We start from the raw sequence: 20,361 nt of genomic DNA, 5'->3' as shown, positions 1-20,361 counted from the left end.
AGTGTCTGGATATCACTACAACTATAGCATTTAAAATACAACCCTGGAGAGAAAAATATTAAAAGAACGAGGAACATTTCCAATCACTGATTGTGGCTGGCGGGCCATGCGAAGTGAATGGTCCCCTGTCGGGCGATGATCTATGGCCGGTTCGGGGGTAAAATGGAGTCTTAGATGAAGCTTTTCGACGGTCTTGTCAGATATCAGCTGCAGGCTCTGGCCGCATTGCGCTTCGTGACGGCACTGCAATTCATCGAACATGGTACGCAAAAGCTGTTCAATTTCCCCGTCGGCGACCATGCCGGCGCCCTGAGCGGGCTATCGCTGACCGCGGCCATCCTGGAATTCGCCGGTGGCATCCTGCTGGTATTGGGGCTTTTCACTAGGCCGGTGGCATTCCTTCTCAGCGGTGAGATGGCGATCGCCTATTTCATGGCGCACATGCCGCGCGACTTCTTCCCGGTCAACAATGGTGGCGATGCGGCAATATCGTTCTGCTTCATCTTCCTCTATCTGGTATTCGCCGGCGCCGGCGCATTGGCGCTGGATAACCGCCGCAGCGCCTGAAACCTCACCCACGCATCCGCTCGAAGTTCGCGTCGAACAGTGGGACCGGCTGCATGCGCGCAACATGGCGTTTGCCCAGAAGCTCGATCTCAAAACCGTCGACTTCGTCGGCAATCTCTTTCGGCACATAGCCGATAGCGACGGATTTTTTCGAATGATGCGCATAGCCGCCCGACGTGACCCAGCCGCGCACGGCGCCGCCATGCCAGATTGGTTCGTCGCCGATGACGTCGGCATCGACAGCATCGACGACAAAGGCCCGCAGCCGCAGTCTGCCGCCTTGCTTGCGCTCTGCCAGCGCCGCCTGCTTGCCGATGAAATCGGCCTCCTTGGCATAGGCGACGAAGCGATCGAGGCCGGCCTCCAGCGGCCCATAGATCGGCCGGTATTCGCGCGCCCATGAGCCGTAATTCTTTTCCAGCCGCAATGCGTTGAGCGCTCGCGAGCCGAACAGGCCGATGCCGAATTCTTCGCCCGCCGCCATCAGCGCCTGATAGGCGGCGCGCTGATATTCCGGCGCCACCCAGATCTCGTAGCCGAGATCGCCGGTGTAGCTGACACGCCCGACCAGACACGGCGCCATGCCGATGTCCATCTTGCTGATGGCCATGAACGGAAAGGCCGTATTCGACACATCAGATGGTGTGACCTTTTCAAGAAGGTTCCGCGTGCTCGGCCCGGCGATCGATAAGCCGGTGAGTTTTGCTCCCAGCGCTTCGATACTGACCGAGCCGTCCTTCGGCAGATGCGCTTCGAACCAGCGCATATGGTACTGCTCGGCGACGCCGGAGCCGGCCAGGAACCAGCCGTCCTTTTCCGAATTTGGGCTGCTGAGATTGGCTAGCGTGAAATCGCCAATCAGCCTGCCGTCTTCCTTCAGCATCGGCGCCAGCGTCATGCGGCCGGGCCTTGGCAGCTTGCAGGCAAGCAGGCGGTCGAGCCAGGCTGCAGCGCCCTCGCCCGTCACCTTGTATTTGGCGAAGCTCGAAATCTCCGACAGGCCAACGCCTTCTCGAACGGTCTTGACCTCATTTGCGACATGCTCGAAATCGCTCGAGCGCCGCCACGAGAACTCGTCCCTCACGCCTTCCGGCGCATACCATAGCGGCACTTCCAGCCCATAGGCGACGCCCCATTGCGCGCCTTTGGCCGACAGGAGATCATAGACCGGTGTGGTCTTGAGCGGCCGTCCAGCGGGCAGTTCCTCGTTGGGGAAGCGGATCGAAAACCGCCGCGAATAGTTTTCGCGCACCTTGGCGTTGGTATAGGCCATCGTGGCCCAGTCACCGTAGCGCGACACATCCATCGCCCAGATGTCGGCGCCGGGATCGCCCTCGATCATCCAGTTCGACAGCGCCAGCCCGACGCCGCCCCCCTGTGAGAACCCGGCCATGACACCACAGGCCGCCCAGAACCCCAGCAGGCCGCGCACCGGCCCGACCAGCGGATTGCCGTCCGGCGCGAAGGTGAAGGGCCCGTTGATGATCTGCTTGATACCGGTGTTCTGGAAGGCCGGGAAATGCCGGAAGCCGACCTCCAGCGATGGCGCGATGCGGTCGATGTCGGGCTCGAGCAACTCGTGGCCGAAGTTCCACGGCGTCTGGAACTCGGACCATGGCTTGTTGGCCTTTTCGTAAGTACCCATCAGCATGCCGCCGCGCTCCTGACGCAGATAGAGCTCGCCATCAAAGTCGACTGCATGGATGATTTCCGTGCCGGTCTTCTGGTTCCAGGCGGCGACTTCCGGCATGTCCTCGGTGATCAGGTACATGTGCTCCATCGCCAGCACCGGCAGCTCCAGCCCGACCATGCGGCCGACCTCGCGCGCCCACAGGCCGCCGGCGTTGACGACATGCTCGGCCACCACCTCGCCCTTGTTGGTAATGACGCGCCACAGCCCGTCGGCGCGCCGCACGATGTCCTCGACCTTTGTGAAGCGCTCAACCTCGGCCCCAAGCTTCCTCGCGGCCTTGGCGTAGGCGTGGGTAACGCCGGATGGATCGAGATGGCCATCCTCCTTGTTGCGGACGGCACCGACGAACTGCTTGGGATCGAGCAGAGGCATCAGTTCGGCGGCTTCGGCCGGCGATATCTCCTCGAGCTCGATGCCGAGATAGCGGCCCTTGGCGACAACGCCGCGCAGCCAGTCGAGCCGCGCCTCGGTCGCCGCCAGCAGCACACCGCCGGTCAGATGCACGCCGGTCGCCTGGCCGGACAGTTCCTCAATCTCCTTGTAGAGCGAGATCGTGTATTTCTGCAGCTTGGCGACATTGGGATCGCCGTTGATCGTGTGCATGCCGCCGGCCGCGTGCCAGGTCGAGCCGGAGGTCAATTCATCGCGCTCCAGGAGCACGATGTCGGTCCAGCCGTGCCGGGCCAGATGGAACAGCACGGAGCACCCGACGACGCCACCGCCAATAACCACGACCTTTGCATGTGATTTCATGGGATTCTCGTCATTTCAAAGAGTTGGATGGGTTTCATGATTCTGGAAGAGAAGAAGATGAATCCGAGAAGAGTGGTGCTTAAGGCTCGCTCTGCCCGATCGCTTCCTTGCGCTTGGCTAGGTACGCCTCCAGCGCCTCGCGCCTGGAGATTTCCATCACCGGCTCGGCGTAGTCCTCCAGCGCCTTCTTCCACAGCCTGGTCGCACGCGACGTGGCGTCGAGCCCACCGGCCTCCTGCCAGGCCTCGTAGTTCTGCCAGTTGGACAGTATCGGCTGGTAGAAGGCCGTGGCGTAGCGCTCCAGCGTGTGTGGCTCGCCGAAGAAGTGGCCGCCGGTCGGAACCGCACCCAGAGCCTCGACGGCAAGCTCGGCCTCGTTGACTTCGATCGGGCGCAAAAACTCCATCATGTGCTGGATCATCTCGACGTCGATGATGAACTTTTCGAACGATGCAGTCAGTCCGCCCTCCTGCCAGCCGGCGGCGTGATAGACGAGGTTGCCGTGGCCTAGCACCGCGCCCCACAGCGCCATCAGCGTCTCATAGGCGCCTTGCGCGTCGGCGGCATTGGAGGCTGAGCCCGGTGTCGTGCGATAAGGCAGCTTGTAACGCCGCGCCAACTGTCCGGACGCGATGTTCGCCTTGGTATTTTCAGGCGTGCCGAAGGCCGGCGCGCCCGATTTCATATCGACATTGGAGGTGAAGGCGCCATACATCACCGGCGCGCCGCGACGGACGAGCTGCGTCAGCACAACGCCAAACAGCGCCTCGGCATTCTGCTGGGCGAGCGCGCCGGCAAGCGTCACCGGGCTCATCGCTCCCATCAGCGTGAACGGCGTCACCGCCACCGACTGGCCGAACTCGGCCATCGTCATCAGCCCCTCGGCCATCATCTCGTCGAAGCGGCGCGGCGAGTTGACCGAAATGATCGTGGTGACCCCGGGATCGTCGCGCATCTCGTCAAGCGTCAGTCCGCGCGCGATTGCCATCATCTTGATGCCGTCGAGCGCCCTGCCACGGCCGATGGCCGAGACGTGAAAGCTTTTGTCCGTCAGCGTCAGATTGGCGAAATAGGTGTCGAGATGACGGGAATTCGCCGGCAATTCCACCGGCGCGCAGACCTGGTTGCCGAGCATGTGGATGCAGTTGAAATGCTGCGCCAGGCGGACGAGATCGGAATAATCGCGCAAATTGCCGGCACGGCGGCCGCGCTCCATGTCGTGCACATTGGGCGGCCCGGCGACGAGCGTGAAGTTGATGGTATTGCCGCCGAGGTGGACGGCATGGGCGGGATTGCGCGGCGTCAGAGTGTAGCTGGACTGTGTCGTCTTCAGCGCTTCCTCGATCATGCCGCGATCGATGCGGACGTTCATCGAGGCATGATCGACCTTGGCCCCGGCCTTCTCGAACAGCGACAGCGCCCGCGGGCTCATCACCTCGATGCCGAAATTCTCCAGGATATGCATAGAGGCTTCATGGATCGCCTCGATCTGGTCGGCCGAAAGCATCGCCATCGGCGGATAAGGGTTTGTCACCCGCCTGAGCGGCAGTTGCGGGATGGCGGTCGGTCCCCTGTTGCTCGTTCGCTCGGCGCCGCGCTTGCGTCTTGGTTCGCTCATGCGGCGCATCAAAGCGCCGGCACGAGGATCGAGCTGTCAAGAATCCGCCACCTGCGGGCGTGATTTTAGCCAAGGCGCCATTCCGGGAATTGCATATCGGTAAAAGCGACAACAAACGTCGGAATCTTCATACTTCCTCAGCGCCTGCCAAAGCGGCCGACGAGCCGTTAAGGAACGCCGCAAGATTCCTTTTATGTTTTCGGCCTAATGCTCTTCCAATGCGTAGGTCGAGTTTTAGTAAAATTGTAGCGATTGCCGTGCCGCTGACGCTTTCGGCATGCGCGACGCCGCCGAACCACATCAACGATGTCTGCGCCGTTTTCGACCAGAACGATGGCTGGTTCGACAACTGGCAGGCGGCGGCACAGCGCGCCGAGCAGAAATATGGGGTGCCGGTCCCCGTGCTGATGGCGACGGTGCGCAAGGAATCCGGCTTCAAGAGCAACGCCAGGCCGCCGCGCACCAAGCTGCTGGGCTTCATTCCCTGGAAACATATCTCCAGTGCCACCGGCTTCTCGCAGGCGCTCGACGGCACCTGGGCGCAATACCAGAACGAGACCGGCAGTTGGGCGGCGCGCCGCACCAGGTTTGCCGATGCCGTCGATTTTGTCGGCTGGTATCATTCCAAGACCGCCGACACGCTCGGCGTCGCCCGCAACGACACCTACAATCTGTATCTCGCCTACTATCTTGGCTGGAATGCCTATAAGCGCGGCAATCGCGGCGGCGCCGACGTGCAGCGCTATGCGCACGCCACCGAACAGATGGCGCAGGACTACGCCGCGCAGCTACGGCAATGCGCGCCCTAGCATATCAACGGTATTTCAGCCGCCCTTGGGTTTGCGCGGCTTGCGCGTGGCGTTCTCAGCTTGGCGGCCGTCGCCGACTGTCGGCGGCGTGATTGGTGCCACCGCGCTATCGGCAGAGCTTGAGATGCCGCCGGTCTCTGAAACCTCGTCGCGAACCTCGTGACGGCGGGCTTTGGCGACCGCTTCGGCATTCTCCGCTGCCTGACCCTCGGCATCGGCTTCAACGCTGCCAGTCTTGCCATGCGGGCGCTTGGGCGGATCTCCAGCAAAGCCCGGGCCAACACCGTGGTTTGCATCATCCGGCACGCCCTCATTCGCCGCGTGTTCCTTGTCGAATTTAATCACCGGCTCCATTTTTGCCAGCACGTCGTCGGCCAGCCAGCACAGGCTCATATGACCGTCGCCGAGATTTTTGACCGGCGGCACCGTAGTTTCGCAAAGATTGTCCGGCACAAGTTTCTTGTAGCCGCAGCGCGTCTGGAACGGGCAGCCCGAGGGCGGGTTCATCGCCGACGGAATGTCGCCTTCGAGCACGATATGCCTTTTCACCACGCTGGTATCGGCAATCGGGATCGCCGACAGCAGCGCCTCGGTATAGGGGTGATAGGGCGGCGAAAATATCTGGTCGGTCGTGCCTTGCTCGACGATATAGCCGAGATACATGACGACGACGCGGTCGGCGATGTAGCGCACCACCGACAGATCGTGGCTGATGAACAGCATCGTGGTCTTGTTCTTGCGCTGGATGTCCATCAAGAGTTCGGTCACCGCCGCCTGGACGGACACATCCAGCGCCGAGACCGGCTCGTCGGCCACCACCACCTTGGCGTCGCCGGCAAAGGCCCGCGCCACGCCGATGCGCTGTTTCTGGCCACCTGAAAGCTGGCGCGGCTTGCGCGTCTCGAATGCCCTTGGCAGCTTCACCAGATCGAGCAGTTCCAGCATCCGCTTGCGGCGGTCGGCCACCGTGTCGCCGACATTGAACTTTTCCAGCGTACGGATGATCTGCGAACCGACCGAATGGCTGGGATTGAGTGTGTCGAACGGATTTTGGAACACCATCTGGATCGACGACACGGTGTCGACGCTGCGCTTCTCGATCCCGGTCGACTGGATTTCCTTGTTGCCCAGCTTCACGCGGCCGGAGCTTGCCGTTTCGAGGCCGAGCAACACCTTGGCCAGGGTCGATTTTCCGCAGCCGGATTCGCCAACGATAGCGACGGTCTCGGATTCGCGCGCCATGAAAGAGATCGTCTCGTTGGCCTTGACGACACGTCCTTCGCTCGAGCCGAACACTTCGCTGCCGCCGACTTTGTAGTACTTCCTGAGGTCTTCGATCTGGAGCACCGGCGCACCGGGCACCACGCGCTCGTTGACTTTCTTGGCGCCAGGCGGCAGCGCCTCCCAGTCGATCTCGTTGAAGCGTACGCACCGCGAGAAATGCCCGTCATGGCCTTCGACCGCGATCATCGGAATTTCGGCGGCGTTGCAGACGCCCTCGACGAAATGGTGGCAGCGCGGGCCGAAATTGCAGCCCTTCGGCCGCTCGTGCGGCAGCGGCAACTGCCCCGGAATGGATATCAGAGGCCGCGAATTCTTGTCGGCGCCCGGCAACGGGATCGAGCGGAACAGGCCTTGCGTGTAGGGATGGCGCATCCGGTCGAAGACGTCCTTGATCTTGCCCGTCTCCACCGCTTCGCCCGAATACATCACCGTGATGCGGTCGCAGGTCTCCAGGATCAGGCCGAGATTGTGCGACACGAAGATCATCGAGGTCCCGAACTTCTCGCCCAGCCCCTTGACCAGATCGACGATACCGGCCTCAACCGTCACGTCGAGCGCTGTCGTCGGCTCGTCGAGCAGAAGCAGCGCAGGCTTCGACAGCAGCGCCATGGCAATGACGATGCGCTGCTGCTGGCCGCCGGAAAGCTGGTGTGGGTAGGAACGCATCATGCGCTCGGGATCCGGCAGCTTCACCGCGCGCACCATTTCCAACGCGCGTTTATAGGCTTCATCCTTCGATACCTTGTCGTGGATCAGTGGCACTTCCATCAGCTGCTGGCCGACCTTCATCGCCGGATTGAGACTGGCCATCGGCTCCTGGTAGATCATGGCGATCTTGTTGCCGCGGATGGCGCGCAGTTCCTCGTCGGACAGTTCTCCCATGTCCTTGCCTTGGAACTTGATCTTTCCGCCGACGATCTTTCCGATGTTCGAGAGGTCGCGCATGATGCCGAGCGACACGGTCGACTTGCCGCAGCCGGATTCGCCGACGATGCCCATCGCCTCGCCGGGCATGACCGTGCAGGAAAAATCCATGACGGCCGGGATCTCTCCCTTGCGGGTGAAGAAGGAGATCGACAGGTTCTCGATCTCGATGATCGGCCCATTGGTCGGCTTGGCGGGATTTCGAACTGCCTCATTCATGGGTCGCTCCAATCCTTGTTCTGCAGGCATGTCGGGCCGAACCCGGCATCGATCTTTCCCGGTTCAATCTTTCCCGGCATCAATCCTTCATCGACTGTTCGCGCAACGAATCCGCCAGGAGGTTGAGGCCGAGCACGAACGACATCAATGCGATCGTCGGCGGCAGCGCCGGGTGGATGAAAGAGCGCAGCAGCCGGCTGGCATCCTTGATCGCCGTGCCCCAGTCCGGGCTTTCCGGCGCCAGCCCCAGCCCGAAATAGCCGAGCGTGCCGAGCAGGATCGTAGTGTAGCCGATGCGCAGGCAGGCGTCGACGATCAGCGGCCCGCGCGCATTGGGCAATATCTCCCACAGCATGATGTACCAGGGCGATTCACCGCGCGTCTGCGCCGCCGCAACATAGTCGCGCGTTTTGATATCCATGACCAGGCCGCGCACGATGCGGAACACGCCCGGGCTGGAGGCGAACACCACTGCCACGAAGATGTTGAGCTGGTTGGGATCGATGTGGATGATCTTGAACGGATCGGCGTCGAAGACAAGGCCGGCATAGATCCAGCCGCCAACGACCAACGTCAGGCCAAGCAGGATATAGAGGCGGTCGGGCCGGTTCTTGTAGCGCGTCCAGAACAGCACGCTGAAGAAGATGATCGGGAACAGGAAGAACAGCCCGGCCATCGCGTAGGGGATCGGCGTGTCCATGATGCCTGGCGTCACCAGGAGGTAGAACAGCAGGATCACCGGGAAGGCCAGCACCAAATTGGCGAGGAAGGAGAGCACCGTATCGATCCTGCCGCCGTAATAGCCAGCCGGCAGGCCGAGCGTGATGCCGACCATCAGTGCAAAGCCGGTTGCCGCCGGCGCGATGATCAGCACGATCTGGCTGCCATAGACCATGCGGGAGAACACGTCGCGGGCGAGCTTGTCGCCGCCGAAATAGTATACAAGCTTCGACGCCGGCTCGATCGCGCCCGGCAGCGCGTCCTTCATGATCGGCACCTGGGCGAGCGGATCGAAGGGCGCGACGGTCGATGCGAAGATCGCCGTGAACAGCCAGAACAGGCAGATGCCGACGCCGACGATGCCGACGCCGCTGTCGAAAAGCTGGCCGTAAAGGCCAAGCTTCTTCTTGTAGCCGAAGCTCGCCCCCATCACCAGGGCGAGAGCGATCCAGACCGGCCAGAAGCGGGTAAGCACGCCGAGTACGACGTTGAAGGCGCTGAGATATTCGACCTGCATCCGCCCGGTCTCCTATTGAACTCTGATGCGCGGATTGAGGAACGCGTAGCCGACATCGGAGATGAGCTGTGTGATCAGGACGATAAACACCGAGACCAGCGAGCAGCCGAGCAGAAGATCGATGTCGTTGTTGCCGGCCGCCTCGACCAGCGTGTAGCCGAACCCCTGGTAGCGGAACATCACCTCGACGATGACGACGCCGGTGAGCAGCCAGGGGAACTGCAGCATGATGACCGTGAACGGTGCGATCAGCGCGTTGCGCAGAGCGTGCTTTACCACCACGCTGCCGAAGGAGAGGCCCTTCAGCCGGGCGGTTCGGATATATTGCTGCGTCATCACCTCGACCATCGAGGCGCGGGTCATGCGGGCGATGTAGCCGATGCCGTAGATCGCCAGCGTCATCACCGGCAAGGTGAAATTGTAGAAGGTGATGCCCTGGCTGGCCGAGGCCGCCGAGCCGTTCAGCACGCCGAGCCAGGAGGCGAAGATGACGGTGAAGATGACGCCCGAAACATATTCGGGCGTCGCCGTCGAGGCGATCGACGCCACCGACAATGTGCGGTCGGTGCGTGAGCCCTCGCGCATGCCGGCAAGAATGCCGATCAGGAGCGAGACCGGCACCATAACCGCAAGCACGCAGAGCATCAGGATGCCGGTGGCGCTGAGCGCCGGAAAGAGTTTCGAGGCGACCGTCGTCTTGAATTTGGTCGAGCAGCCGAAATCGCCTTGCAGGATGCCGGAAAATGTCGGCACGACCGGATCGTTGCAGAAGGAGAAACGCTGCGCTGGCTTGCCTGTCGCCGGGTCGGTCACCGGCTGCTTGGGCACGACGCCCAGCCATTGTCCGTAGCGGACAAAGAAATTCTGCCGATAGCCATGATTGACCAGCCAAGCCTCGAGCTGCTCGGCCGATGTGTGCATTTCGGTTTGGCTGATCGCGAGCTTCTTCAGATTGGGCCCGAGATTGACCAGGAAGAAGACGATCATCGTCAGGCACAGCATCGTCAATGCCATGGTGCCGAGACGCCTGATAACGAAAGAAAGCATGGCGGTCCCCTGCCGGTCGGGTTGGGGGGTGGAACCGGTTTGCAAGCCGTGCCCTGCCGCCAGCGGCAGAACAAGCCTTCAGACCAGTCCCAGATGCAATACCCTTTTTATTGCAGACCCCGGCCGAAGAGTCCGCAACTTTTTGCTGCGCCGACTTCCGGTCCAAGGACCATGCAACGAGCGAGAGAAAGGGGCCAGACGCCCCTTTCCGGATCGTCCGGTCAGGCCTGGTCGAGCCAGACCTTACCGTAGTCGCGCTCGAAGGTCGGGTGCATCTTGTAGTTCTGCACCGCCTTGACCGAATGGCTGTAGAGCTTGCGCCAATAAGGCTGGATGATAATGCCGGAATCCTGCAGGATCTGCTCGATATCCTTCATCATTTCCTTGCGCTTGGCGGCGTCGGCAACTGCCAGCGCAGCGTTGAGCTTGGCATCCCACTCGGGATTCGACCAAGCCGTCTCGTTCCAGGCTTCACCTGTACGATAGCCGATCGCCAGAACCTGGACGCCGAGCGGCCGCATGTTCCAGTTGGTCATCGACAGCGGATACTTCGTCCAGTCGTTCCAGAAGGTCGAACCCGGCAGCACCGTACGCTTTACCTTGATGCCGGCGTCGCGCATCTGCGCGGCGATCGCATCGCCGGTGTTCTTGTGCCAGTCTTCGTCGACCGTGATCAGCTCGTGCTCGAAATCGGCTTGGCCGGCTTCCGCCATCAGCGCCTTTGCCTTGGCCGGGTCGCGAGCAACCTTCGGCAATTCGTAGTATTCCGGATGGATCGGGGCGACATGGTGGTTCTCGGCAACCGTGCCGGCATTGCCGTAGCCGAGCTGGAGGACGACAGCGTTGTCGACCGCGAGCTGCAGGGCGTTGCGAACCTTCTGGTCGCCGTAAGGCTTGTTGGTCACATTGGTGCGGCAGACGATCGTCGAGGCGGTGACGACCTCGGACTTCGCCAGGTCCATGCCGTCGAGGATCGACACATAGTCGGCCGAGGTTTCGAAATTGGTGTGCACTTCGCCAGCTTCGAAAGCGCTGACCATCGCCGCCGGATCGGTGCCGTAGTCGATGAACTCGATGCCGTCGAGGAAGACCTCGCCATCCCACCACTTGTTGTCTTCACGACGCTTGTAGACCACTTTCTGGCCGACATCGTAAGAGACCAGCTCGAACGGCCCAGTGCCGATCGGGCAGGACTTGAAGTCGCCGCCTTTTTCGTCGAACGTCTTGTGGACGATGAGGCCGGGATAGTCGCACACGTTGGGAATGAGGGCGATATCGGGCTTGCTGAGCGTCAGCTTGATCGTGTGGTCGTCGACCTTGGTTACCGCGCTCTCATCCAGCTTGTCGTCCTTGACCAGCGAACCGAGGCGACCGGGCATAGAATTGCCTTCGGCCTTCTTGTCGGCCCAACGCTTGAGGTTGAAGATGACGTCGTCTGCGGTGAACGGATCGCCGTTGTTCCAGGTGACGCCTTTGCGCACATGCAGCGTGTATTCGGTAGCGTCGTCATTCACGTCCCAGCTCTCCAGCAGATAGGGGCGGAATGTGTATTCGGTGGTATATTTGACCAGCGGCTCGAGCGCCTGACGCTCGGCATTGGCGATTTCCGACCAGTCGGACTTGCGCGGATCCTTCGGATCCTTGATCCACTGCGCGACCTTCAATACGCCGCCTTTCTTGCCCTGGACCTCTTCCGCCTTGGCCGGCGTGGGGTCTGCAAGGCCAAGTATGCCATATGCCATCGCCGTCGACGCACCGAAGACGCTGGCGAGAGCCAGAAATTCGCGACGATCCATCTTGCCTGCCTTGGCGTCTTCGGCCATGGCCAGGATGTGATCGGGAACGCGGTCGCCGTTACTCTTGTAGATCGTCATGACTAACTCCCATTGTTGGCTTTCTGCCTTTTAACATTCCGCATTCGCGCCATGATGTCAAAGACGGCACGGATTGGGAACATGCCAAGGAATGTGCAACTTTGAAAGCAGGGCGGTTCGCGCGATAACGACAGTCTTGGCGCAAATTTGCTACTGCGCCAGGGATTTCGCGCGAAATCTCCACGGACAATTAAACCGGGACATTTGCTGCTGCGCCGCTCGTTCTTCGGGCAACCAACTGTTCTGCGCGAACAGCCGTTTCAATATTCCCGTTCATAGAAAACACCGCCTTTGGCTTCGCCGGCGTCGGTTGCCTCACCACGCAGCTTGACGCCGCGCCCGACGTCGAGATCGACGGTTGCCTTGCCCGAGCCGGGCCTATCGCCCTTCTGGATCGTCACGTAAGTGCGGTCGTTGAGATACTTGCCCGCCGAGACGGCGGTGCCGCCCTCTTCGTCGGTGATTACGTCGAGATCGTCGACGCCGATCGCGCTGCGCAGGTTCTGCAGCAGGGAGGTCGAGCCGCCGACGCCGGCCAGTTGTCCGGCAGCCTCGGCAAGCTGCGCGATCTGCAGCGGCGACAGGTTCGACATCGAACGGCCGAAGATCAGCTGCGCCAGCACCTCGTCCTCCGGCAGCGCGGGTACCGAGGAGAAGGTGAATTTCGGGTTGGTCGCCTCGCCCGACACCACGATGGTCACGGTGGCGCTGGTTGTCTTGGATTGCGCCGTAAGGTTGAGGTAGGGCACCAGAGAGCCCGAGAAGCCGACCGTGCCTTCGGTGAAGGTCAGCCGCTTGGCAAGGATCGTCAGCCGCCCGCGCCGCAAGGTGAAGGTGCCGACCGCCTGGGGTGACGATGCCGGACCGGTCAGCCGCAGCGAACCGCCGAGCTCGGCGTCGACGCCCCTGCCCTGGATGAAGATCTGGCTCGGCGCATTGATCGTGACGTCGAGGTTGAGGCCACTGCCGCCGCCACCGCTGCTTGCAGCGGCCGGGCGCAACGCCTTGTCCTGCGCACGCACGGCTGCCGGCGCATTCTTGTGCTTGACGTTGAGCTCGGCCAGCGAGCCGGGCAGCTTTTCGGGTACGGTGATGACGGTCTTGGCCAGGTTGACGGTACCGGAAATCACCGGCCCGGAGGTGAGCGGTCCCTTGATGGTCAGGTCGCCGCCGAGGTTAGCAGTGACCACCTTGCCGTCGGTATAACGGCCGTCGACCAGTTTGACCGACAGGTCGGCTGGGAAACCCTTAGCCGGATCGATGCCGACGGTGCCGCTGGCCGAAAGGCTGCCACGCGTCGACAGCGTGCCGGTCAGGCGGTTGATCCTGGCCACGCCACCACCGATAGCGACATCGGCGGTGATGTCGTTGATCGCAAGCCCCGAGCGCGCGTCGACCAGGCGGGCGCCTGACGTACGGACCGTGCCTGAGATCACCGGCGACGTCGCCGGGCCGCGCACCTGCACATCGACGTCGGCCGTGCCGCTCAAGGACAGGCCTTGCGCGGCGAGTGTCCTGGTGAGGAAGGCGAACGGCACCTTGCCGGAAAAGTTGAGATCAAGGGTGGGCGCGCCTGATGTCGTCATCGTGCCGCCGCCCTTGAGGCCAAGGCCGGCGGCATCGCTCATGTTGGCGTCGAAGGTCAGTCTGTTGCCCGAATACGTACCTGAAGACGAAACGCCCATGCCGCCGAAACCTGCACCGCGGGTCTGCGACGTCTGAACGCCTGCGGCGTCGATCTTGAAGGCGACGGCCGGATTGGCCGGCGCGCCCGTCACCTTCACCGTGCCCGAGACGGAGCCGGCGGCATCGAGGCCAGGCGAAAAACTGTTGGCCATCGAGATCGGGACGCGGGCCAGCGTCGCGTTGAGGTCGAGCGCCTGCCCAGCCGTGCCCGTGACCGTCGCCGTTCCGCCGCCGAGGTTGAGCACCAGCCTGTCGAGGCTGATCACTCCATTGGCGATGTTGATGGTCGAGGCCTGGGCGATAGCCGCCTTGATGCCGCGAATGGTCGCCTCGCCGGAGGCAAGTTCGACCGTCGTCGTGCCCTTGACCGCCCTGACCCGGCCGCCGGCCTTCAGCGGAATATCCTTCACGGTGGCGCCACCGGAGAAACCGGTCCATTCGCCGTCGCGCTTGAGATCGACGTCGACACCACGGATAACCGTGCCGCCGGAAGTGACGCTGTCGGCACGGATTTTTCCGGAGATCACCGGTGCCGCCAGGTAGTTGGCGATCAGCGCATCGATGGTCACGGCCTTGGCCGAGACATCGCCGCGCGAGATCGAGCCCGTCGTCGCCTTGATGGCGACCTGCGGCACGGCGCCAGCCCTGGAGAAGGCGATCGTGCCGCGCACATCGCCATCGGCCTTTTCCAGTGCCAGGGCAGCAAGCGGACCGATATCGGGCAGGTCCAGTGCTACCGTACCGACCGGCACGAAGGCATCGTCGAGCGCCAGGTCGCCGGAAATACGGTTCTTGCCCAGCGACAGCAAAAGCCCGTTGATGGCGCGTTTGCCGTCCGATGTCGCCAGCACGGCACTACCCTGCAGCGACTGGCCCGCGACATTTCCGGTGAGTTGTACATTCGCCGCCGGGTTGGCGGCATCAGCCTTGCCGGTGGCGGTGAGCTTCAGTCCGGTGATCTCACGCGCCGCCACCGAAAGCCTATCGCTGTTGACAGTCAGCGACAGATCCGGCGCGGTGCTGGCGCCTTGCGCATTCAGCGCGAAAGAAATAGCGCCTTTGGCATCCTTGGATAGCAGCGAGACGTCGCCCAGCGCGCCTTTGACGTCGGCGCTCAGCTTGTTATCGGCAAGGCTCGCCCGCCCGTCTGCGGTCAGCGCGCCTGATGACAGCCTGATCGCGTTGGCGGTGACATTGCCGTTGGCGTCCCGCTTCAGCGCGGCACTGAGTTGCGTCCGCTCGGCGAGCATGCCACGCGCCGCTACTGGCAGCGCCGCCGACGCGGCATCCGCCTTGAGATTTAGATCGATGGCGCCGTCGGCCAGCGAGACCCGCCCGTTGAAGCCGCTGTTCAACGCGTCGCTGGTCACGGTGCCGCTATCGATGATGACAGCGTCGGCGGCAAGGCTGCCGGCGACTTTGGCAGTGACCTTGCCGGCGATCAGCGGCGCGACGGTCGGATTGTCGAGGCCGATTTTTCCGGCGGTCACCGAGCCGAAGATCGGCCCGCTCCGGGCTTTCACGTCGAAGCGGTCGGAGTGCAGCGCAAGCGTGATGCCCTCGATCTTAGCTAGATTGGTGGCGGCCGATGGCAGCGTCGCGGAGATGTCGAGCTTCGGCTGGGTGCCCTGCCCGGCCGCCTTTAGCGACAGCGTCTGCAGCTCGAGCTTGATCGGGCTCTCCTTGCTGCCGAGCGAAAGCGGCAGGCTCGGGCCGGTGGATGCGAGGTCGAGCGAGAAATCGCTGGCACCGTTCGGATTGATGGTGCCGGCTGCCTTGCCGGAGATTTTCTCGCCGGCAAGCGTCGCATGCTCGATGGCGACGCCGCTGGCCGACGAGAAACGGCCAGCCGCATCGAGATTGAGCGGCCCGAGCCCGGCCCGCCGGGTCTGGCTGGTTTCGCCGCCGCTGAGCCGGGCGTTGAAGCGAATGTCTGGGGCAGCCGACGATCCCGTGACTTGCGCGGTGCCGCTGAGCGTGCCCGCGGCATCGAGGCCCGGTGAAAAATCATTGGCAAGTGCTGCCGGCACCGCCGACAAGGTGGCAGCGAGATCGAGCGTCTGGCCAGCCGTACCCGACACGGCAACCGAACCACCGCCGACACCGAGCGCCAGTTTCTCTATGCTCACCATGCCATTGGCGATTGTCAGCGCCGATGGCTGCGCGACCGCTGCCTTGATGCCGCGGATGGTCGCCTCGCCGGAGGCAAGCTCGATGCTGGTGATGCCGTTCGCAACCCTGACCCGCCCGGCCGCGCTGGCCGGAATGCCGGCGACCGTGGCGCCGCCGCTAAAGCCGGTCCAGTCGCCATCGCGCTTCAGGTCGACGTCGATGCCGCTGATCACCGTGGTTCCGGAGGTGATCGTGTCGGCCTTGATCTTGCCGGAGATCGCCGGGGCTTTGAGATAATTGGCGACCAGAGCGTTGACGGCGATTGTCTTCGCCGCCAGTTCGCCGCGCGAAATCGCGGCGCTCGTCGCATCGATCGCGACCGTCGGCGCACCATTGTCATTCGCGAAACGGATCGTGCCACGCACGTCGCCGGCTACCGTTTGGCCGGCAAGTCTGGCCAGCGGAGCAATATCCGCGGCATCGAGGTTCAACGTGCCGAGCGGCAGCAGGTTGTCGTCGAGCCCGAGGTCGCCGGAGACCTTGTTGTCGGCCAGTGAGACGGCAAGTCCATTGATGGAGCGCTTGCCGTCGGTGGTGACCAGCGATGCCTTGAGGTCGAGCGGCTGGTCGTCGACCGAGCCGGTCAGCGAGACATCGGCGGCAGGGCTGGCAATGTCGGCCTTGCCGCTCGCGCTCAACTTGATCTGCTTCACCGCATGGCCGGACGCCGTCAGGCTGTCGCTGTTGGCCGAAACCGAGAAATCCGGTGCGCTGCGCGCGCCGCTTGCCGTCAGCGCGAAACCGACGGCGCCGCCGACCTTCGCGCCGACCAGCGGCGACAGTACCGACACGTCGCCGAGCGTGCCCTTGATATCGGCCCGGATATCGGTGCCTTGCGCACTGGCGGTGCCGCTGGCACTAAGCGTACCGGAGGTGAGCTGCAATGCGTTGGCGGCGAACGCACCGTCCGGGTCGCGTGTCGCGGTTGCGGAAAACTGCACACGCTCGCCGAGAACCGAGCTGATCTGCGGCGGCAGCGCCGCCGAAGCCGCGTCGGCATTCATCTTGAGCGTCATCGACAGATCGGCCAGCGCCACAGTGGCCGTCACGGACGCATTGAGCGCGTCGCTGCGCAGCGTGCCTTGGTCGACAACGACCTGTTCCTTGCTGACCGAGCCGGCGAGACCGGCGCTGACCCTTCCCGTTATCAGCGGCGCCAATGTCGCAACGTCGGTGTTCAGGCCGGCCGCCGTCAGCTTGATGGTGACGGGCCCGCTACGGTTCTGGATGTCGAAGCCATCAGAATGCACTTGCCCGATCAGGTCGTCCACCCGCGTGCCGCCCGCCACCACGGAGACCAGCGACGCGCCGATATCCACCATCGGCGCCTTGCCATCGCCGAAAGCGCGGACCGTGGCGTCCTTGATCGCCACGGTTATCGGCTGTGCCTCGCTGCCGAGGCTAAGCACGATCGGCGGTCCTTTCGCGGCGAGTTTCACAGAAAGATCGCTGACGCCGTTCGGATCGACAATGCCGGCGGCGGTCGCGTGCACGGCGCCGCTGTCGATATTGGCGCGCTCGACATCGACGCCGCCGGCCGCGGTCGCTGTGCCGGCAAGGTCGAAGGTGGTCTTGCCGGCAAACAGCGGTTTCAGGGTTTCGGGCAGGAAGCGCTCGAATTCGCCATCGCCGTTGGCCTCGACATAATGGCCCTTATCGGTGAGCTGATGGCGACCGGTGAGTTGGGTGACGATCCGGCCGTCGACAACGAAAGTCCCAATACCATTCCAGTTGGCGAGCGGTCCTGTGCCGGAAACGACAATGTCGACTGGCGGCGCGCCCGGCAGCTTGAGCAGGTTGGCGATGATGCCGCCGGCCGGCTCGGATGCCTTGAGGTCTAAGTCGAGCTTGTTGTCAGCCGGCGCGAAATGGGCTTTGGCGTCGACCGTGCCTTGCTTGCCGTCATGGCGAACGATGTTGAGGCTGCTCTCGATCGCCAATGGCGAGGCGTCCGCCTTGAGCGCTCCCTTGGCTGCAAGTTCGGCGACGCCGCTGCCGGCCAGAGCCTGCCCGAGCGCGACTTCGGGAAGGTCGAGTTGCTTGACGTCGATGGAAACCGGCAGCGTCGCCGCTCCGCTTTGGCTCGGCTGCGTGCTGGCCACCGGCAGCCGTGCCAGCTCGATGCGCTCGGCCCCAATGCGATCGGCGCTGAAGCTCTTCGACAGGAGTGCCAGAGGCGACCAGTCGACTGCCACCTTGCGCGCCACCATCCAGGCGCCTTCGCGATCCTCCAGAACGACATGATCGACCCTCAGCGCTCCCGACCAGATGCCGTCGATGCCGACGACAGTGACCTTGCGATCGCCGCTCGAGGCCAAGGTCGAGATGATGCCGGCAAGGTTTTCGCGGCCGCCCTCGGTTTTGGTCAGCACGATGAGCGCCCCCACCGCCGCTGCCACGACGATGAGCAGCGTGTAGAAAAGGATACGGAGGATGCGCCTGAATATTGCCATCAGAATGCCTGGCCGATGCCGGCATAAATGCCGAAATGAGGATCGTCGGGGCCGCGGTTGAGCGGCACTGCCGCGTCGATGCGCAGCGGCCCGAACGCCGTCAGATAGCGCAAGCCTACACCCGCGCCGACCTTCATGTCCGAAAAATCGGGGACCTGCCTGGTCGACACCGTGCCGGCATCGACGAACGGCACGACGCCGATCTTGTCGGTGACGGCGATGCGCATCTCGACAGAGGTCTCGAAGAAGGAAAGCCCGCCGATCGGCTCTCCATTGCTGTCCTTCGGGCCGATGCCCTGATAGGCATAGCCGCGCACCGAGCCGCCGCCGCCGGAGTAGAAGCGCCGGTCGGCCGGAACATCCTGAAGACCGGCGCCGATGATCGAGCCGATGGCGACACGTTCGGCAAAAACGAATTTCGAGGCCGAATCGAGCAACTGGTAGGCCGACCCCTCGCCTTTCAGCTTGACGAACGCAGCCCCGCTCAAAATGTCGTAGCTCGGCTCGGCATAGGCCAGCACCCTGAAGCCCCTGGTCGGATTGAGCTTGCTGTCGCGATTATCGTAGACATATTGCAGCGGAATGCTGGCGATCAGATAGGTGTGTTTGCCGAAAGCGTCGTGGATCCTGGAATAGTCGAGCGCGACTTGCGCGGAAACCGTCTGCTTCTTGTCGAGTTCGTAGGACAGGCCGGTGCTGCCCTTGACCGAGAAATGGTCGTAGGCGTCGGGGTGCTCCAGCACGGTGTTGACACTGGCAATGAATTTCGACGCCGGCCCGACCACGCCCGGCTTTTCGAACATGACGCCGGCATTGTAATTGAGCTGGGTCAAGTCGTTGCTGCCGATGCCGCTGATCTTGCCGTCGATGCGCAGCTTTTCGGCGCGGCCAAACAGATTGCGGTGGCCCCAATAGCCCTCGAGGCCCAGCCCTTCGGTGTTTGAGAAGCTGCCGCCAATGCCGAAATAGCGCGGCTTACGTTCGCTTACCTGGACACCGATCGGGATGTTGCCCTCGACGTCGAGGGCGTCGGCTTCCTTCACCGTCACGCTGTTGAAGACCTCGAGCCCGAGCAGCCGGTCGCGCGCATCGTCGATCTCATCGGGCGAATATTGGCGGCCGCGCTTCAGGCCGGTCATATATTCGGTGAAGTCGCGGTCGACCTTTTCGGTGCCCTCGACAGTGGTGTCGCCATAGCCGGCGACCGGCCCGGCCGCGACGGTGAGCGTCACGTCGAGCGTCGACCCGGCGTGCTCGGCGACGATCTCGCGGCCCGTTACCTTGGCCAACGGCCTGCCTTCTTGCTTGAGTGCCCGCACGATCGCCGCCTCGGCCTTGAGCACGGCGCCCGAACCGGCGTCACCGCCGGCGATCAGGCCGAAATCGGCACTTGCCAGCCCCGCTGCATCGCCTTTCAGTCTGATGTTGCCAAGCGTGAATTTCGGCCCGGCTGCTATGCTTATCACCACCGGAATCGGCTGCGGGCCGGAAAACTCGGCATCGGGCGGCAGATCGTCGAGCGGCTTGCCCTGAATAGTGATGGTGACGACACCCTCGTAGCGCGCGTCCGCGTAGAGCGCGGCGACAAGTTGCTCACGGTCGCTGCGCGCCTTGGCCAAAAGACCCAGCGAACCTGATACCGGGTGTTCCTCGTCGGCTTTCAGCGCCGAGGCGTTTTCGAGCTTCTCGGCGAGATCCTCGTCGGCGTCGGGCGCTTCTATCGTCACGGCATAGCGCAGTGGGTCGACGATGTCGGCATCTTCGTCCTTTGACGACCCCCAGAGCTTGATGCCGAAAATCTCGAAGGCTGCCGCACTTCCGGTTTCGGCAACAAGTGCCGTCGAGCACAACAAAGCGAAAAGCAGGGCGCGCGAAAGCGCGCGCTGTGGCGCGGTTCCTCCCGACATCTGCCTTTCATACGCCGGCATTATGCTCCTAGCCTAGCTCGCAAACCTAAAATTGGAATGAAGTTCTGAAGCACTCGTAAAGGGGCCACAATCCAATTGCTGAAATAGACAGGGCTTG

The 20,361-nt window shown here is 62.9% G+C and carries 10 protein-coding genes; 2 read left to right on the top strand and 8 right to left on the bottom strand.

The features are described from left to right. Nucleotides 1–174 precede the first annotated feature (174 nt). Complete coding sequence (locus NKJ93_RS15245) at nt 175–567, top strand: DoxX family protein (protein WP_023720867.1); 393 nt, start codon at nt 175–177, stop codon at nt 565–567. Nucleotides 568–571: 4 nt separating this feature from the next. Here the strand turns inward: NKJ93_RS15245 and NKJ93_RS15240 are convergent, their stop codons facing one another. Both NKJ93_RS15240 and NKJ93_RS15235 read right to left on the bottom strand, forming a co-directional pair. Beyond that, complete coding sequence (locus NKJ93_RS15240) at nt 572–3,013, bottom strand: GcvT family protein (RefSeq protein ID WP_352589957.1); 2,442 nt, start codon at nt 3,011–3,013, stop codon at nt 572–574. Between the two features lie 79 nt (nt 3,014–3,092). After that, the gene (locus NKJ93_RS15235; RefSeq protein WP_352495144.1) at nt 3,093–4,631 is read right to left on the bottom strand and encodes a trimethylamine methyltransferase family protein; all 1,539 of its coding nucleotides are present in this window, start codon (nt 4,629–4,631) and stop codon (nt 3,093–3,095) included. A 218-nt stretch (nt 4,632–4,849) separates the two neighbouring features. On the opposite strand from NKJ93_RS15235, the gene NKJ93_RS15230 reads away from it, so the two are divergent. Continuing rightward, nucleotides 4,850–5,440 carry a transglycosylase SLT domain-containing protein gene (locus NKJ93_RS15230; protein ID WP_352495143.1) on the top strand — a complete coding sequence of 197 codons (591 nt, stop codon included), beginning with the start codon at nt 4,850–4,852 and terminating at the stop codon, nt 5,438–5,440. A 15-nt stretch (nt 5,441–5,455) separates the two neighbouring features. Here NKJ93_RS15230 and NKJ93_RS15225 read toward each other — a convergent pair whose 3' ends face one another. The 6 genes from NKJ93_RS15225 to NKJ93_RS15200 form a co-directional block, all read right to left on the bottom strand. Continuing rightward, nucleotides 5,456–7,867, bottom strand: coding sequence for a dipeptide ABC transporter ATP-binding protein (locus NKJ93_RS15225; protein WP_352589954.1), 2,412 nt, complete (start codon nt 7,865–7,867; stop codon nt 5,456–5,458). Nucleotides 7,868–7,946: 79 nt separating this feature from the next. Beyond that, nucleotides 7,947–9,104 carry an ABC transporter permease gene (locus NKJ93_RS15220; protein ID WP_352482929.1) on the bottom strand — a complete coding sequence of 386 codons (1,158 nt, stop codon included), beginning with the start codon at nt 9,102–9,104 and terminating at the stop codon, nt 7,947–7,949. A 12-nt stretch (nt 9,105–9,116) separates the two neighbouring features. Next, entirely contained in the window at nt 9,117–10,151 is a 1,035-nt protein-coding gene (locus NKJ93_RS15215) for an ABC transporter permease (protein ID WP_023720873.1), read from the bottom strand. 221 nt (nt 10,152–10,372) lie between these two features. Continuing rightward, the gene (locus NKJ93_RS15210; protein ID WP_352495141.1) at nt 10,373–12,025 is read right to left on the bottom strand and encodes an ABC transporter substrate-binding protein; all 1,653 of its coding nucleotides are present in this window, start codon (nt 12,023–12,025) and stop codon (nt 10,373–10,375) included. A 260-nt stretch (nt 12,026–12,285) separates the two neighbouring features. Next, nucleotides 12,286–18,336 carry a translocation/assembly module TamB domain-containing protein gene (locus NKJ93_RS15205; protein ID WP_352589951.1) on the bottom strand — a complete coding sequence of 2,017 codons (6,051 nt, stop codon included), beginning with the start codon at nt 18,334–18,336 and terminating at the stop codon, nt 12,286–12,288. After that, entirely contained in the window at nt 18,336–20,264 is a 1,929-nt protein-coding gene (locus tag NKJ93_RS15200) for an autotransporter assembly complex protein TamA (protein ID WP_352589948.1), read from the bottom strand. The genes NKJ93_RS15205 and NKJ93_RS15200 overlap by 1 nt, the downstream gene beginning before the upstream one ends. Nucleotides 20,265–20,361 lie beyond the last annotated feature (97 nt).

Source organism: Mesorhizobium sp. M0028 (genome assembly GCF_040323855.1).
Classification (GTDB): domain Bacteria; phylum Pseudomonadota; class Alphaproteobacteria; order Rhizobiales; family Rhizobiaceae; genus Mesorhizobium.
This window is presented reverse-complemented; position numbering and strand designations above follow the sequence as displayed.

Coding starts and splice junctions, on each gene's coding strand:
- NKJ93_RS15245 (WP_023720867.1), top strand. CDS start 175: ATGAAGCTTTTCGACGGTCTTGTCAGATATCAGCTGCAGGCTCTGGCC.
- NKJ93_RS15240 (WP_352589957.1), bottom strand. CDS start 3,013: ATGAAATCACATGCAAAGGTCGTGGTTATTGGCGGTGGCGTCGTCGGG.
- NKJ93_RS15235 (WP_352495144.1), bottom strand. CDS start 4,631: ATGAGCGAACCAAGACGCAAGCGCGGCGCCGAGCGAACGAGCAACAGG.
- NKJ93_RS15230 (WP_352495143.1), top strand. CDS start 4,850: ATGCGTAGGTCGAGTTTTAGTAAAATTGTAGCGATTGCCGTGCCGCTG.
- NKJ93_RS15225 (WP_352589954.1), bottom strand. CDS start 7,867: ATGAATGAGGCAGTTCGAAATCCCGCCAAGCCGACCAATGGGCCGATC.
- NKJ93_RS15220 (WP_352482929.1), bottom strand. CDS start 9,104: ATGCAGGTCGAATATCTCAGCGCCTTCAACGTCGTACTCGGCGTGCTT.
- NKJ93_RS15215 (WP_023720873.1), bottom strand. CDS start 10,151: ATGCTTTCTTTCGTTATCAGGCGTCTCGGCACCATGGCATTGACGATG.
- NKJ93_RS15210 (WP_352495141.1), bottom strand. CDS start 12,025: ATGACGATCTACAAGAGTAACGGCGACCGCGTTCCCGATCACATCCTG.
- NKJ93_RS15205 (WP_352589951.1), bottom strand. CDS start 18,336: ATGGCAATATTCAGGCGCATCCTCCGTATCCTTTTCTACACGCTGCTC.
- NKJ93_RS15200 (WP_352589948.1), bottom strand. CDS start 20,264: ATGCCGGCGTATGAAAGGCAGATGTCGGGAGGAACCGCGCCACAGCGC.